14 protein-coding genes are annotated in these 14,320 nt (G+C 60.3%); 4 read left to right on the forward strand and 10 right to left on the reverse strand.

Annotated elements, in window-relative coordinates; translation table 11 throughout:
- Positions 1-56: 56 nt before the first annotated feature.
- The 4 genes from ACB028_RS06725 to ACB028_RS06740 all read right to left on the reverse strand — a co-directional run bounded on the left by ACB028_RS06725 (position 57) and on the right by ACB028_RS06740 (position 3,903).
- Entirely contained in the window at positions 57-1,511 is a 1,455-nt protein-coding gene (locus tag ACB028_RS06725; protein ID WP_371143829.1) for a SulP family inorganic anion transporter, read from the reverse strand.
- 397 nt (positions 1,512-1,908) lie between these two features.
- Entirely contained in the window at positions 1,909-2,085 is a 177-nt protein-coding gene (locus ACB028_RS06730) for a hypothetical protein (RefSeq protein ID WP_124240153.1), read from the reverse strand.
- Positions 2,086-2,378: 293 nt separating this feature from the next.
- A complete protein-coding gene (locus ACB028_RS06735) occupies positions 2,379-2,831 on the reverse strand; it encodes a C40 family peptidase (protein ID WP_371143830.1) in 453 nt (150 codons plus the stop codon).
- Positions 2,832-2,994: 163 nt separating this feature from the next.
- Positions 2,995-3,903 (reverse strand): hydrogen peroxide-inducible genes activator, encoded by a 909-nt coding sequence (locus ACB028_RS06740; protein ID WP_042028560.1) that lies wholly within the window; start codon positions 3,901-3,903, stop codon positions 2,995-2,997.
- A 145-nt stretch (positions 3,904-4,048) separates the two neighbouring features.
- On the opposite strand from ACB028_RS06740, the gene ACB028_RS06745 reads away from it, so the two are divergent.
- Positions 4,049-4,651, forward strand: a complete 603-nt coding sequence (locus tag ACB028_RS06745) for a peroxiredoxin C (RefSeq protein WP_026457190.1) — start codon at positions 4,049-4,051, stop codon at positions 4,649-4,651.
- A 144-nt stretch (positions 4,652-4,795) separates the two neighbouring features.
- Here the strand turns inward: ACB028_RS06745 and ACB028_RS06750 are convergent, their stop codons facing one another.
- From ACB028_RS06750 to ACB028_RS06775, 6 genes are all read right to left on the reverse strand, one after another.
- Positions 4,796-5,761, reverse strand: coding sequence for an alpha-L-glutamate ligase-like protein (locus ACB028_RS06750; protein WP_124240150.1), 966 nt, complete (start codon positions 5,759-5,761; stop codon positions 4,796-4,798).
- A gap of 3 nt (positions 5,762-5,764) precedes the next feature.
- Positions 5,765-7,303, reverse strand: coding sequence for an inactive transglutaminase family protein (locus ACB028_RS06755; protein WP_042028561.1), 1,539 nt, complete (start codon positions 7,301-7,303; stop codon positions 5,765-5,767).
- A 3-nt stretch (positions 7,304-7,306) separates the two neighbouring features.
- Complete coding sequence (locus tag ACB028_RS06760; protein WP_026457187.1) at positions 7,307-8,065, reverse strand: ATP-dependent zinc protease; 759 nt, start codon at positions 8,063-8,065, stop codon at positions 7,307-7,309.
- An 82-nt stretch (positions 8,066-8,147) separates the two neighbouring features.
- A complete protein-coding gene (cmoB, locus tag ACB028_RS06765) occupies positions 8,148-9,125 on the reverse strand; it encodes a tRNA 5-methoxyuridine(34)/uridine 5-oxyacetic acid(34) synthase CmoB (protein WP_371143831.1) in 978 nt (325 codons plus the stop codon).
- Entirely contained in the window at positions 9,122-9,871 is a 750-nt protein-coding gene (cmoA, locus tag ACB028_RS06770; RefSeq protein WP_371143832.1) for a carboxy-S-adenosyl-L-methionine synthase CmoA, read from the reverse strand. The genes cmoB and cmoA overlap by 4 nt, the downstream gene beginning before the upstream one ends.
- Positions 9,872-10,192: 321 nt before the next feature.
- Positions 10,193-11,041, reverse strand: coding sequence for a DUF72 domain-containing protein (locus tag ACB028_RS06775; RefSeq protein WP_371143833.1), 849 nt, complete (start codon positions 11,039-11,041; stop codon positions 10,193-10,195).
- Between the two features lie 163 nt (positions 11,042-11,204).
- Here ACB028_RS06775 and ACB028_RS06780 point away from each other — a divergent pair, with 163 nt between their 5' ends.
- The 3 genes from ACB028_RS06780 to ACB028_RS06790 all read left to right on the forward strand — a co-directional run bounded on the left by ACB028_RS06780 (position 11,205) and on the right by ACB028_RS06790 (position 14,086).
- Positions 11,205-11,456: an FmdB family zinc ribbon protein gene (locus ACB028_RS06780; protein WP_005337686.1), complete on the forward strand. Its 252-nt coding sequence runs from the start codon at positions 11,205-11,207 to the stop codon at positions 11,454-11,456.
- Positions 11,457-11,488: 32 nt separating this feature from the next.
- Positions 11,489-13,255 (forward strand): aspartate--tRNA ligase, encoded by a 1,767-nt coding sequence (gene aspS / locus ACB028_RS06785; protein WP_371143834.1) that lies wholly within the window; start codon positions 11,489-11,491, stop codon positions 13,253-13,255.
- Positions 13,256-13,345: 90 nt separating this feature from the next.
- A complete protein-coding gene (locus ACB028_RS06790) occupies positions 13,346-14,086 on the forward strand; it encodes a YebC/PmpR family DNA-binding transcriptional regulator (RefSeq protein ID WP_042069917.1) in 741 nt (246 codons plus the stop codon).
- Positions 14,087-14,320 lie beyond the last annotated feature (234 nt).

Genomic DNA, 14,320 nt, shown 5'->3' on the forward strand with positions numbered 1-14,320 from the left:
CAGCCCCATGGGGCTGGCCTTTTTTATGGGCGTGTGGCGCCTGAAGAGGCGCGCGGTCAGGTCGCCGGGGCGAAGCGACCGAGCAGGGCAGCGCTGGCGTCGCTAACCCCCGTCAGCTGCACCTCTGTACCGGCCGCCTCGAAGCGGCGGTGTACTTTGGCCAGGGCTTCGGCGGCGCTGAGATCCCAGAAATGGGCGTCACTTAAATCGATCACCACCCGCTCGAGGGATTCGCCGGTGTCAAAACCGGCGCAGAACTGCTCGGTGCTGGCGAAGAAGACCTGGCCGTGCACCCGGTAGGTGCGGGTGGCGCCGTGACGCTCGCTGTCGCTGTGTACCAGCAGGGTACGCGCCACCTTGTGAGCGAAGAAGAGGCAGGCCAGCAGTACGCCGGTCAGTACCCCGAGGGCCAGGTTGTGGGTCACCACCACCACGGCCACCGTGCTCAGCATCACCAGGTTGGTGGCCAGCGGCGTCTTGTGCATGCGCAGCAAGGATCCCCAGGAGAAGGTGCCGATGGATACCATGATCATTACCGCCACCAGGGCCGCCATGGGGACCTGGCGGATCCACTCATCCAGGAATACCACCATGACGATGAGCAGAGCCCCCGCCACCAGGGTGGAGAGGCGGCCGCGGCCACCGGATTTCACGTTGATGACCGACTGGCCAATCATGGCGCAACCCGCCATGCCGCCCATCAGGCCGGCGGCGATGTTGGCCAGCCCCTGGCCCTTGCACTCGCGGTGGCGATCGCTGCGGGTGCCGGTCATGTCATCGACGATGGCGGCGGTCATCAGGGATTCGAGCAGTCCCACCACGGCCAGGGCGGCGGAGTAGGGGAAGATGATGGTCAGGGTCTCGAGATTGAGGGGCACGTCGGGCCACATGAAGACCGGCAGGGTATCCGGCAGGGCGCCCATGTCGCCGACCGTGCGCACCTCGAGGCCGAGGCCGACGCTCACCGCGGTGAGCAGCACGATGCACAGCAGCGGCGAGGGGAGCAAAGTGCCGATGCGCGGCAGGCGCGGGAACAGGTAGATGATGCCAAGCCCGGCTGCGGTCATGGCGTAGACCTGCCAGCTGACGTTGGTCAGCTCCGGCAACTGGGCCATGAAGATGAGGATGGCCAGAGCGTTGACAAAGCCGGTTACCACCGAGCGCGAGACGAAGCGCATCAGGGCGCCGAGTCGCAGGTAGCCGGCCAGGATCTGCAGCAGGCCGGTGAGCAGGGTGGCGGCCATCAGGTATTGCAGGCCGTGTTCGCGCACCAGGGTCACCATCAGCAGGGCCATGGCGCCGGTGGCGGCGGAGATCATGGCTGGGCGGCCGCCGGTGAAGGCGATGATGACGGCGATGCAGAAGGAGGCGTAGAGCCCCACCTTGGGGTCGACGCCGGCGATGATGGAGAAGGCGATGGCCTCCGGGATCAGGGCCAGGGCCACGACCGTGCCCGACAGCAGATCCCCCCTGACGTTGCCAAACCACTCTTGTCTGATGCGCTCACGCATGGATTGTTCTCGCTCGTTGCTGGCGCTCTGGGCACGCGTTGTCGTTATGGGCGCGGTGGCCGCGCGGCGCGCGACTCTAACAAAGGGGAGGGGCAGGGGCAAGGCGGAAGTGGGGGGATGTGGCGGCGTACCGCTCATTTCAATCGTGCTTGGGTAGTTGAACCGTTGAGGCGACATGCCGCAGGAGAGGCGAAAGAGAGTTTCATGGTTGTATGCGTTGGCTATGCAAGGGCTAGAACCGTGGTTTCTGTCGTCTGGTGCGAACTGATGGCACAGGGATGACATCGACATCAGGTTGCCGCGATTGGCAGCAAAACGGAGATGAAGAGGGGAGCCGGAAAGGGTAAACAAAAGAAAGCCTTGCAGCTCGGATGCTGCAAGGCAAGGAATCGGATGATTAAGTGGTTCTTTCCAGATGGTGCTGGTAGATCTGCTGCCACTTGTCCAGCTCGGCCTCATCCCCTTGCTGCTGCCAGAACTCGCAGATGGAGCTGGCCAGCTCGGAAGCCATGGCATGGTCACCGTCACGACGGCTCATCAGGTATTGTCCCAACCAGCTTTGATATTGCTTCATTGCACGATCTCCTTATCAAATTGACGATTGAAACCCGTGTTGTGTGGCCAGTCGCTCGTCCCGCGCTGACGCTGCGTGGCCGCTCCTGCCACACCACAGCTGTTGCGTTTGCCTGTCTGGGGCATTGTTTTCATACGAAGAGAAACCCGGCGCAACAGGGCTATGCCTGAAAAAGGGTCACCACTTTATCACAAAATGAGCAGAAACGCAGGTTTTGGGTTCAATTGGGTTATAAGCAATGGTCCATGACTCTTCACGAGAAGATGAAAGGACAGGGAAGTGGGCCTGGTGCCTTATTGGGTCAGGCGGCGAGCCTGCCAGTAGCGGCTGTTCCAGTAGACATTGTCGAGACGGGAGCGGATCACCCCCTTGCTGGTGGATGCGTGGATAAACTCCCCCGATCCCGTGTAGACCCCGACGTGGTACTGGCGCCAGCCGGTCTTGAAGAAGACCAGATCCCCGTGTTGCAGCCGATAACGTTCGACCGGTGTGCCGAGGGTGGCCTGGGATTCTGTGGTTCTGGGCAGGGAAAACCCCATTACCTGCTGGTAGGCGAGCTGCGTGAAGGCGGAGCAGTCGAGGCCGGCCCGGGTCGAGCCCCCCATGCGATAGGGTACGCCGCGCCACTGCTGGTAGAAGCCGTCGAAGGCACTGCTCTGGCGAGGGGCGGGTGGCGTGGGTTCGGGAGTACTGGAGCAGCCAGCCAGCAGCAGGGTCAGTATGGATAGCAGCAAGAAACGATACATCGGTGCTCTCTCTACAGATCAGGCTTGGACACCGGCGTCAGAAGATGACCGGCACGACAACTTTTCCATCATAAACAGGGATCTGGCCCAAGACCTAGTCTCAAATGGCAAAAATGCGTGGCTGCGTAAAAAAAAACGCCAGCCGGAGGGCTGGCGTTTGAGCTTATTTGGCCGGGCTGATCAGCGGCGTGAGCAGCTCCGCCAGCTTGTAGAAGGTCTGCACCCGGGTGGTGCTGGGACGCCACACCAGGCCTATCTCGCGGTAGGATTTTTCGCCGGGCAGCGGGATGGCCACCAGATCCGAGTTGTCGAGAATGCCGGCATCTATGGCCATCTGGGGCAGGAAGGTGGTGCCCAGGCCCGCCTCTACCATCTGCACCAGGGTGTGCAGGCTGGTGGCGGCGAACGGGTTGATCTTGCTTTTGTCCCGCAGGCGACAGGCGCTGACCGCATGTTCGGTGAGGCAGTGTTCCCGCTCCAGCAGGAAGATGCTCTGGTTGGGCAGCTCCTTGTAGTCGAACGGGGTGTGCAGGCCGGCCGCCATGCTGGCAGGCATCACCATGTGAAAGGGATCCTGACCGACGGTCTTGCAGTGAAAGCCGCCGATCTCGATGGGCAGCGCCAGGATCAGCAGATCGAGCTGACCCTGCTCCAGCTGCTTGAGCAGGTTGCTGGTGGTGTCTTCACGCAGCAACAATTCGAGGTCAGGATAGGTCTTGCTGCACACTTTCAGCAGCTTGCTGAGCAGGAAGGGGGCAATGGTCGGGATGCAGCCGAGGCGGACTGTCCCCTGCATGACTCCCCCCTGATGTTGACCGAGCTCCATCAGATCCCGCGCGTCGGAGAGCAAATTGCGAGCCCGCTCGACGATTTCCATGCCGACCGGGGTCATAATGAAGCTCTTGTGGTCCCGTTCCACCAGTTGCAGGTTCATCATGTCCTCCAGGGTCTGGATCCCGGTACTCAGGGTCGACTGGCTGACATGACAAGCCTTGGCGGCGCGGTTGAAGTTTTTGTGCTCGTCGAGAGCAACCAGATATTGCAGCTGTTTGAGGCTGGGCCAACGTTGCATAGAAAAACCCGATTAATGCTATCTATTTAATTTGATTTGACTAATCTACCACCGGGCCTATAGTTTGTCGCTTGAATTAGATGGACCAGGCCCAAGGTGGCCCAATCCTGAGCGGATTGTTCACTTCACAAAAGAGGAATTGAATATGGTATTGGTAGGCCGTCCCGCACCCGATTTTACTGCCGCAGCCGTTCTGGGTAATGGCGAAATCGTTGATTCTTTCAACCTGTCATCCCACATCAAAGGCAAAGCCGCCGTTGTCTTCTTTTATCCCCTCGACTTCACTTTCGTCTGCCCGTCCGAGCTGATCGCCTTCGATCATCGCTATGAAGAGTTCCAGAAGCGTGGCGTGGAAGTGATCGGTGTTTCCATCGATTCCCAGTTCTCCCACAACGCCTGGCGCAACACCAAGGTGGAAGATGGCGGCATCGGCCAGGTCAAGTACCCGCTGATCGCCGACGTGAAGCACGAGATCTGCAAGGCGTATGACGTCGAGCATCCGGAAGCCGGTGTTGCCTTCCGTGGCTCCTTCCTGATCGACAAGAACGGCGTGGTTCGTCATCAGGTGGTGAACGATCTGCCGCTGGGTCGCAACATCGACGAAATGCTGCGCATGGTCGACGCCCTGCAATTCCACGAAGAGCACGGCGAAGTGTGCCCGGCTCAGTGGGAAAAGGGTAAGAAAGGCATGCAGGCCTCTCCGGATGGCGTAGCCAAATACCTGTCCGAGAACGCCGACGCCCTGTAATGGGTTGATGCGAAGTAAAAAACCGGTGCCAAGGCGCCGGTTTTTTTATGCCTGTTATTTGGATGGTGGATGCAGTAACAGCTTGTAGGGCAGGTATAAAAAAGCGCGCCATGGGCGCGCTTTTGGCATCGGGTGGCAACCGGATTATTCGTCGAAGATCCCGAAGTGATCCTTGGCGAAGTTGACCCGCTGCTCCACGTTCATCTTGACCTGGCCCAGCTTCTCAATGGTCTTGAGGTTGGGCACCAGGCCGCGGCCATTGGCAATCTGGATGGCAAGGCCCGGACGGGCGTTGAGTTCCAGCAACATGGGGCCGCGGAACTTGTCCAGCACCATATCGGTCCCGATATAGCCGAGCCCCGACATCTCGTAGCAGGAGGCGGCCAGGGTCAGCAGGGTATCCCAGTGGGGCACCCTGAGATCGTAGAGGTCGAGTCCCGTATCCGGATGGTGGCGGATGGGTGAGCCAAACTGCACCGCCCGCAGGGCGCGACCGGTACGCAGGCACAGTCCCACCCCCACGGCGCCCTGGTGCAGGTTCGCCTTGCCGTCGGAGGCAGAAGTGGAGAGGCGCATCATGGCCATCACCGGGAAGCCCTTGAAGATGATCACCCGCGAATCGGGCACCCCTTCAAACGAGTAGCCGTCGAATACGTCATCGAAGTTGATGAGCCCTTCCACCAGCGCCACGTCCGGCTTGCCCCCCAGAGAGTAGAGCCCCGCCAGGATGTTGGAGACATGGCGCTCCAGATCCTGGCCATTACAGGCACTGCCGTTGGGTTTGTAGAAGAGGCCATCTTCCTGACGCAGGATCACCAGGATCCCCTTGCCGCCGGAACCCCGGGCCGGCTTGATACAGAAGCCTGGCCACTCTTTCACCAGCTCGGTGATCTGTCCCACCCCGTGCTGCTCGCGGATGGTGCCGATGAGATCCGGCACCGTCACGCCTGCATCCAGCGCGATGCGCTTGGTCTGCAGCTTGTCATCCACCAGCGGGTAGAGACGGCGCGGGTTGTAGCGGCTGATGTAGGAGTGGTTGCGCTTGTTCATGCCGAGGATGCCTGACTGAGACAGGCTCCACGGGGTGGTGTACTTTTCCCAGAACCACATCTGTTACTTGTCCTTACCCGGCGTGGCGCCAGACTTCATCTCGTCCACCAGCGGCTTGAAGCGCTTGAGCTCGCTCAGCTTGTAACCGGTGTAGTTACCCATCAGCAGCACGGTCGCCATCAGCACCAGTTGCAGACCGAGGAAGTTGAAGGTGAGGTGACGGATCAGTTCGTTATCCATGGCCAGGTAGGCGATGACGGCCACCAGCAGGGAACCGCCGCCCTGGCGGAACACCTCTTTCGGACCCTCTTCTTCCCACAGGATGGACATCCGCTCTATGGTCCAGGAGAGGATGATCATCGGGAAGAAGGTGATCTTCATGCCGTCGGTCAGCCCCAGCTTGAAGGCGAATGCGGAGAAGATGCCGATCATCGAGATCACCATGATGATGATCGCCGATATCCTAGCTACCAGCAGCAGGTTGAGCCTTGAGAGGTAAGACCGGATGATAAGGCCGGTGCCCACGATAAGCAGGAAACCAACCAGACCGGTCACCAGCGAGGTCTGGATGAAGGCGACCGCGATCAGCACCGGCATGAAGGTGCCCGAAGTCTTGATCCCTACCAGTACCCGCAGGAACACCACCATCAGCACGCCGATAGGAATGAGCAGCAGGCCTTTGAACAGTGCTTGCTCTTCCAGCGGCAGGCTGTGGATGGAGAAGTTCAACATCTCGGATTTTTCGAACTTCTGGGCCAGCGCCACGCTCACCGGTTGCTCCTGCTCGATCATCGAGAAGGTGACGCGGGAGTTGTGACCGCCGGTCACGTCCAGCAGGGCGCCCGAGTTGTACTCCCACAGCAGCAGGTTGGCCGGGCGGCCTTGTTCACCGGTCTGCGGGTTGAACAGCTTGTAGTCGGTCGGACTATTGAAGACTTGCAGGTAATCCACCAGCTCCTGACGACGGCGGCCGTCTTCCAGATTGAGGGCATGGACCACACGGGCCGGAATGTCGGCGTTGTTGAGCAGCTCGGCGATCAGGTTGGCACGAGACTTGTTCTTTTTCAGCAGCTCGGCGTTCTGTTCCTGCTTCTCGATCTCCTTGATGATCTCGCGAGTCAGGGTATAGCCGTCGGCGGAGCGCTCCTGGGCACGTTCCAGGATCTGCTTCATCGCGGTGGCATAGGGCTCGCTCTCGATCTGCTTCTCAATGGCGGGCGGCTGCGGGTTGGCGGCCGGCTTGGCGTGAGCATCCGCCATCATGTCGACGCGGTAGTAGAGCTCCTGACGGCCGGAAGCAGTGCGAATTGACCACTCGGCACGGGCATCGCCATCTTTTTCAACAAACGAAAGACCGTAGCCCGGGCTCGCGGCATTCTCGTTCATCAGGGTGAAACCGGGCTGGGTGCCAGGAATAGCCAGGGAAGCGATCACCGGCTCACCGGTGGCATCGAACTCCAGTTTGGCCTCAATGGACCAAATCTGGCGCTTTTCACCCGGCGTCAGGGGCACGTCCAGAGCAATGTGGTGATAGAGGGTCATCCCCAGGCCGACAATGTACAGCAGGGCAACCAGCAAATAGAACGGCTTGCGAGAAACCATGGATTATTTCACATCCTTGAGCTTGGGTTTGGGCTGGATATATTCGCGGGCCACGTCGACCACGGCGATATCCTTGAGGAACTCACGACCCAGCAGCACGGGGAAGGTCATGTCGCTGCGGTCTTTCAGGGTAAACTCGGCTTTCTCGGTCATATCGCCGATACGCACCGCCAGACGAACCACGGGGCGACGGTCCAGATCGTCAGCGGAGGCCTGACGCACCCGCACGTGACGCACCAGCGGTGCTTCAATCTGGATCTTGTCGTCCATCTCCTGATGGCTCAGGAAGAAGCGCACCCAATTCTTGCCGTTGCGCTCGAAGATGGTGATCTCCTGGGCACTGATGGAGGAGGTGGTGGCGCCGGTATCGACCCGGGCCTGGAAGGCGTCGTTGGCGGCATCGACCCAGATCCACTCCGCTTCACCCACCAGCAGTTTGCCATCTATGGTGTGGCCCTGATCCGGGGCGGGGCATTTTGCCGCCGGAATTGGCAGGGGTTTGGGCGGTTCGGTCGGGAGGCTCGCGAGCTTGTGATCTACGTGCTTGACGGACTCTTTCATCTTGGTGACATCGGTGTTGAGCTGAACCAGCAGATGCTGTTGCTGGGCATACTGCTTCTGCTGCTGTTCCATGGCTGTTTGCAGGCGCTGTTCACTCTGGCTGAGCTCGCTACGCAGCTCGGCCAGGGTCAGAGCGGGGACCTGGGGAGGTTTTTCCATATTGACACACCCGCCGAGACTAAGCAGGGAGAGCAGGGTCATTCCTTTTAATTTGCTTTTCATGTCATTCATTTAACTGTGCTTCCTGGAATTTGGTCAGTGTAACGTCCACAGCAGCCATCGGCTAGTCTTTGGCCTTGCGCGCAATCAGTACGGCCCGCTTGGGAGCCGGGTGTCCTTCTACCGTGAGCGCCGGATTGTCCGGATCCAGATAATCACTCAGGGATTCATTAATCATCCAGTCGGTACGACGCTGTTCGTCGGTGCTGGTCATATTCTCGTCGACGATCCGCACATCGGTAAAACCGCAGCGTTCAACCCAGAGCTTGAGCGCCGCGCTGGACGGGATGAACCAGACGTTGCGCATCTTGCCGTAGCGGTCGGTGGGCATCAGCACGTCATTGACGCCGCCGTTGATCACCAGGGTCTCCAGCACCAGCTCGCCATCGTCTTTGAGCTGGTTGCGCAGCTGCTCGATGTGCTCGATGGGGGATTTGCGGTGATAGAGCACCCCCATGGAGAAGACGGTATCGAAGGCACGCAGCTCCGGCAGCTCCTGGATGCCAAGGGGCAGCAGGTGGGCACGCTGGTCATTGCCTGCGAAGTGGCGAATGGCCTCGAACTGGCAGAGGAACAGTGGGCTCGGATCGATGCCGACCGCCAGCTTGGCCCCTTCACCCACCATGCGCCAGAGGTGATAGCCGCTGCCGCAGCCGACATCCAGCACGTAACGTCCCACCAGCGGGCTGATGTGGGGCAGCACTCGATCCCACTTCCAGTCGGAACGCCATTCGGTGTCGATGTGGATGCCGTGCACGGTGAAGGGCCCTTTGCGCCAAGGCATGAAGTGGCGCAGCAGGCTCTCCACCTTCTTGCGCTCGCCTTCCCCCAGGCTCTCGGCCGAGCCGATTTCGACCCGGCTGGTCAGCTCGACGTGGCCGGGAGCCACCAGCGGCAGCTTGTTGAGGGCACGGTTCCAGCGCGGCAGATCCCCGTGCTGGTTGTCATGTTGCCAGGCGTGTAGCTGGGCGGGCAGGGTATGCAGCCAGTGGCTAAGGCGGTTCTTGGCGATCAGCTGATAGAAGTTGGCAAAGTCGATCATGGTTGGGCAGGCTCGCTCGATTTGATGGCGATCATGGAGCCGAAGTTGAAGCACTGGAACCAGAGATCCTGATGGACGAAGCCGGCCTCCCGCAGGCGGGCCTGATGTACCGGCAGGCTGTCGGTGCGCATCACGTTCTCAAGGGCGGTGCGCTTCTGGCTGATCTCGAGCTCGCTGTAGCCGTTGGCCCGCTTGAAGTCGAGGTGCAGGTCGATGAGCAGCTCGTTGACCGGTTCGTCCTCGAAACGAAACTTCTCGCTGAGGATCAGGATGCCGCCCGGGCGCAGGCCGTCGTGAATGCGCTGGATGAGGGCGGCCCGTTTCTCGGGCGCGACGAACTGCAGGGTGAAGTTGAGCACCACCACGGAGGCGTTCTCAATCTCGATGTCGCAGATGTCTGCCTCCACCAGCTCCACCGGCACCTCGGATTTGAAGCCGGAGAGGTGGGCACGGGCCCGCTCGATCATGGGGTGGGAGAGATCGACCGCAGTGATGCGACAACCCGGTTGATTGACATGGCGGCGCATCGCCTGGGTGGCGGCCCCGAGGGAGCAGCCGAGATCGTAGAGTCGGCTCTCGGGCTGGGCGTAGCGGGCGGCCATCATGCCGATGGCGGAGATGATGTTGCTGTAACCCGGCACCGATCGCTGGATCATGTCGGGAAAGACGTCGACGACCTGCTCGTCAAAACAGAAATCCCCCAGTCGGGCGATGGGGGCGGCAAAAATTTGATCTTTGGTATGCATGCTGGCGCAACCTGACCGTCGTTGAATAAACCGACGGCATTGTTCAATTGAGTCGTTGAGTGATAGCCATCAGAGTTGATATATCACCTGCTTTACGAACGGGTGACGGGTCATGAGCTCCCTGGACCGGCCCTGTTCGTACGGGTCATGTTCCGGACCCTTGAACCGGAGCCCCATCGTCGGTTGCAACGGATTGCAATGCGAAACATTCGGGCCCCTCGCTTGGGGCGCTAGTGTAGAGGATTGCAGGCCATTTGTCTTGGCGCCAGGCCCCGCCAGACCAGAAAAATACGGCTTTTTTTACGCGTCAGCCGATGGCGCTCAAAAGGGCAGCACTCCCTGGCGCGCGCGATCGTTTTCCCCCGGCCAGGAGGCCATCTCCTGACCAAGCAGATGGCTGATCTGGCGAGCAAGCTCCGGGGCTCTGGCGTTGTCGGCTGTGTGGATGAACAGGTAAAGATCCTTGCCCTCGGCGAGCCACCGCTGCCAGTGGGGGAGCCAGCCCGGCAAGAAGGGGTGATTGGCCGCCGGATCCGGCAGGCCGATAAGGCGCACCACGGGGGCTTGGGCGGTGGCCAGCAGATGCACTGGCAGCCTGGGTTTCTTGCCTTGGGCATCGATCATGGCAGCTGTGGTGGCCGGTACCGAGAAGAGCGGTCGGCTGTCCAGCATGATGCGGTTGATGCCCTTCTCCATCAACATCCTGTTCAGGGCGCGTTCGGCCTCGCCCTTGGCGAAGAAATCGGGATGGCGTACCTCAAGGGCATAACTAAATTCGCCCGGCAACCGGTTGAAAAAGGCCTGCAGGCGGGGCAGACCTTCGGGGCCAAAGCGGGCGGGCAGCTGCAGGGTGAGCTGCCCCAGCTTGTCGTGCAGCGGGGCGAGCAGCGCGATAAAGTCCGCTACCTGCTTGTCCGTGCTCACCAGATCGCTCTGGTGGCTGATGGTTTGCGGAAACTTGAAGTTGAAGCGAAAACGGGCTGGTACCGCATCGGCCCAGCGTCGCACCGTCTCGGGTGTTGGCAGGGCGTAGAAGGTGGTGTTTCCTTCCACCGAGTCGAACACGCTGGCGTAGTGGGCGAGGTGCTCGGCGGGTTTGGCTCCCAGGCCAAGCAGTTGCCCCGGCCAGGCGGGGTGGGACCATTGCGGCAGGCCCAGATAGAGGCTCATGCAGGTTGTTTGCTCCGCTCATGGAGAAGGTGCGACGTTTTTTTGGCCGAATTTAGGCATCGGAGGCAAAAAAACTGGGCAAAGGGGGTTGCTGGCCATTTTACCCAAATGGGGGTTTTCCTCTATAATGCCAGCCCTTTTGTTTTTCAATTTCTTGTGACCCATGCCTATCTACGAATATCGTTGCGACGTCTGTGGCCATGAATTGGCAAAACTGCAAAAGCTTTCCGATGCCCCCCTGACCGACTGCCCGGCCTGTAGCAAGCCGAATCTGGTCAAGCTGATATCGGCGGCAGGCTTCCGGCTCAAGGGAACCGGATGGTACGAGACTGATTTCAAACCGGGTAAGAAAAAGAATCTGGCCAGCTGTGAGACAGACGGTGCTTGCCAGTCGTGCCCGGCGGCCCAAGGTTAACCGTCTCTCTACAATTTCGAAGGAAGAAGTCCATGCGCTCTATCTATTGCGGACAGGTCAATGAGGCCCATGAAGGGCAGACCATTACATTGTGCGGTTGGGTCCACCGTCGTCGTGATCTCGGCGGTCTGATCTTTATCGACATGCGCGATCGCGAAGGGATCGTGCAGGTGTTCTTCGATCCGGACAAGCCGGAAGCGTTCGCTCTGGCCTCCGAGCTGCGTGGCGAGTTCTGCATCCAGGTGACCGGCGTGGTGCGCACCCGTCCGGAGTCCCAGCGCAACAGCGACATGGCCACCGGTGCCATCGAGGTGTTCGCCCACGAGCTGACCATCATCAACCGCGCCGAGCCGCTGCCCCTTGACTTCAACCAGGTCAACAGCGAAGAGATCAGCCTCAAGTACCGCTACCTGGACTTGCGTCGCCCCGAGATGGCCAAGTACCTGAAGACCCGTGCCAAGGCCAGTGCCTTCGTGCGCCGCTTCATGGACGAGCACGGCTTCCTCGACATCGAGACTCCGATGCTGACCAAGGCCACCCCGGAAGGGGCCCGTGACTACCTGGTGCCGAGCCGTGTGCACAAGGGCAAGTTCTACGCCCTGCCGCAGTCCCCGCAGCTGTTCAAGCAGTTGCTGATGATGTCCGGCTTCGACCGCTACTACCAGATCGTCAAGTGCTTCCGCGACGAAGACCTGCGTGCCGACCGTCAGCCGGAATTTACCCAGATCGACGTGGAGACCTCCTTCATGACCGCGCCGCAAGTGCGTGAGGTGATGGAAGAGATGATCCGCAAACTGTGGTTGCATATCCTGAACGTGGATCTGGGCGACTTCCCCATCATGACCTTCGACGAGGCGATGCGCCGCTTTGGCTCCGACAAGCCGGATCTGCGTCTGCCGATGGAACTGGTTGATGTGGCAGATCTGCTGACCTCCGTCGAGTTCGCCGTGTTTGTCGGCCCTGCCAACGATCCGAAAGGCCGCGTGGCTGCCCTGAAAGTGCCGGGCGGCGCCGAGCTGTCTCGCAAGCAGATCGACGAGTACACCAAGTTCGTTGGCATCTACGGTGCCAAGGGCTTGGCCTGGATGAAGGTCAACGAGGCAGCCAATGGCATCGAAGGCGTACAGTCCCCGGTGGCCAAGTTCCTCTCCGACGAGATCGTGCGCGAGATCCTGGCCCGTACCGGCGCGGCCGATGGCGACATCATCTTCTTCGGCGCCGACTCCAAGAAAGTTGTGTGCGACGCCATGGGCGCCCTGCGCCTGAAAGTGGGCCGCGATCTGGGCTTGCTGGAGAACAGCTGGAAGCCCCTGTGGGTCATCGACTTCCCGATGTTCGAGGAAGATGGCGAAGGCGGTCTGGCTGCCATGCACCACCCCTTCACCGCGCCGAGCAACCTGAGCCCGGAACAGCTGAAAGCCAATCCGCTGGGTGCTTACGCCAACGCCTACGACATGGTCATTAACGGCTACGAAGTGGGTGGCGGCTCCGTGCGTATCCACAACAGCGAAATGCAGGCCACCGTGTTCGACATCCTCGGTATTACCCCGGACGAACAGCGCCTGAAGTTCGGCTTCCTGCTGGATGCCCTGAAATACGGTACTCCGCCCCACGCCGGTCTGGCCTTTGGCCTGGACCGTCTCAGCATGCTGCTGACCGGTACCGACAACATTCGGGACGTGATTGCCTTCCCGAAAACCACCGCGGCCGCCTGTCTGATGACAGACGCCCCCAGCTTCGCCAACCCGGCCCAACTGGGTGAATTGGCGATTGCGACCACCGTCAAGGGTGATGAATAAGCCGTAATCCGGCACCAAAGGCCGCAGCAATGCGGCCTTTCACGTTTCCCCTTGTGTTACTGAAAGTTAAAAATATAACGGAGAGTCCCTATGGCAGGTCACAGTAAATGGGCCAACATCAAACACCGCAAGGCTGCTCAGGATGCCAAGCGTGGCAAGATTTTCACCAAGCTGATCCGCGAAATCACCACCTCCGCGCGTCTGGGTGATGCGGATCCGGCCAACAACCCGCGTCTGCGTGCGGCGGTAACGGCTGCCCTGACCAACAACATGACTCGCGATACCATCAACCGTGCCATCCAGCGTGGTGCCGGTGGTGGTGACGGCGAGCAGCTCGAGACCATCGTGTACGAAGGCTACGGCCCGGCCGGTACCGCCGTCATGGTGGAGTGCCTGACCGACAACCGTAACCGTACCGTCTCCGAAGTGCGTCACGCCTTCAGCAAGAGCGGTGGCAACCTGGGTACCGACGGTTCCGTCTCCTACCTCTTCACCAAGAAGGGCCTGCTGACTTTCGTGGGCGTCGATGAAGATGCTCTGATGGATGCAGCCCTCGAAGCGGGTGCCGACGACGTGGTGACCGAAGAAGATGGTTCCATCGAGGTGTACACCACCCCGAACGATTTCGGTACCGTGCTGGACGGTCTGGAAGCCGCCGGCTTCAAGGCCCAGAGCGCCGAAGTGACCATGATCCCCTCCACCGAAGCCGAACTGGATGCCGAGACAGCGCCCAAGCTGATGCGCCTCATCGACATGCTGGAAGATCTGGACGATGTGCAGGAGGTGTACCACAACGGTTCCATCTCCGACGAAGTGGCCGCGACCCTCTGATCGCCCGATCATGCTCTCCCGATGGCAGCCAGATGGCTGCCATTTTTTTATCCCGTCGGTAAAACCTGCGCTCTTTTTTCTTATCCCCGCTTAACGTGCCAGTCCTACTGACTCTTCTTGTCCGCTGGCGGTAGATGCGCTCGCCGTGGTTGTGCCTTCGCCTTCGTCTGATTGAGAGGGGGAAAATGCTGTGACTTGTCTGTGGGGGACGGGCTGCGCCTGGCACTGGCTGCG

This window comes from Aeromonas sp. S9(2024), assembly GCF_041403185.1.
In the GTDB taxonomy this organism is placed as follows: domain Bacteria; phylum Pseudomonadota; class Gammaproteobacteria; order Enterobacterales; family Aeromonadaceae; genus Aeromonas; species Aeromonas enteropelogenes.

Coding starts and splice junctions, on each gene's coding strand:
- ACB028_RS06725 (WP_371143829.1), bottom strand. CDS start 1,511: ATGCGTGAGCGCATCAGACAAGAGTGGTTTGGCAACGTCAGGGGGGAT.
- ACB028_RS06730 (WP_124240153.1), bottom strand. CDS start 2,085: ATGAAGCAATATCAAAGCTGGTTGGGACAATACCTGATGAGCCGTCGT.
- ACB028_RS06735 (WP_371143830.1), bottom strand. CDS start 2,831: ATGTATCGTTTCTTGCTGCTATCCATACTGACCCTGCTGCTGGCTGGC.
- ACB028_RS06740 (WP_042028560.1), bottom strand. CDS start 3,903: ATGCAACGTTGGCCCAGCCTCAAACAGCTGCAATATCTGGTTGCTCTC.
- ACB028_RS06745 (WP_026457190.1), top strand. CDS start 4,049: ATGGTATTGGTAGGCCGTCCCGCACCCGATTTTACTGCCGCAGCCGTT.
- ACB028_RS06750 (WP_124240150.1), bottom strand. CDS start 5,761: ATGTGGTTCTGGGAAAAGTACACCACCCCGTGGAGCCTGTCTCAGTCA.
- ACB028_RS06755 (WP_042028561.1), bottom strand. CDS start 7,303: ATGGTTTCTCGCAAGCCGTTCTATTTGCTGGTTGCCCTGCTGTACATT.
- ACB028_RS06760 (WP_026457187.1), bottom strand. CDS start 8,065: ATGACCCTGCTCTCCCTGCTTAGTCTCGGCGGGTGTGTCAATATGGAA.
- cmoB (WP_371143831.1), bottom strand. CDS start 9,125: ATGATCGACTTTGCCAACTTCTATCAGCTGATCGCCAAGAACCGCCTT.
- cmoA (WP_371143832.1), bottom strand. CDS start 9,871: ATGCATACCAAAGATCAAATTTTTGCCGCCCCCATCGCCCGACTGGGG.
- ACB028_RS06775 (WP_371143833.1), bottom strand. CDS start 11,041: ATGAGCCTCTATCTGGGCCTGCCGCAATGGTCCCACCCCGCCTGGCCG.
- ACB028_RS06780 (WP_005337686.1), top strand. CDS start 11,205: ATGCCTATCTACGAATATCGTTGCGACGTCTGTGGCCATGAATTGGCA.
- aspS (WP_371143834.1), top strand. CDS start 11,489: ATGCGCTCTATCTATTGCGGACAGGTCAATGAGGCCCATGAAGGGCAG.
- ACB028_RS06790 (WP_042069917.1), top strand. CDS start 13,346: ATGGCAGGTCACAGTAAATGGGCCAACATCAAACACCGCAAGGCTGCT.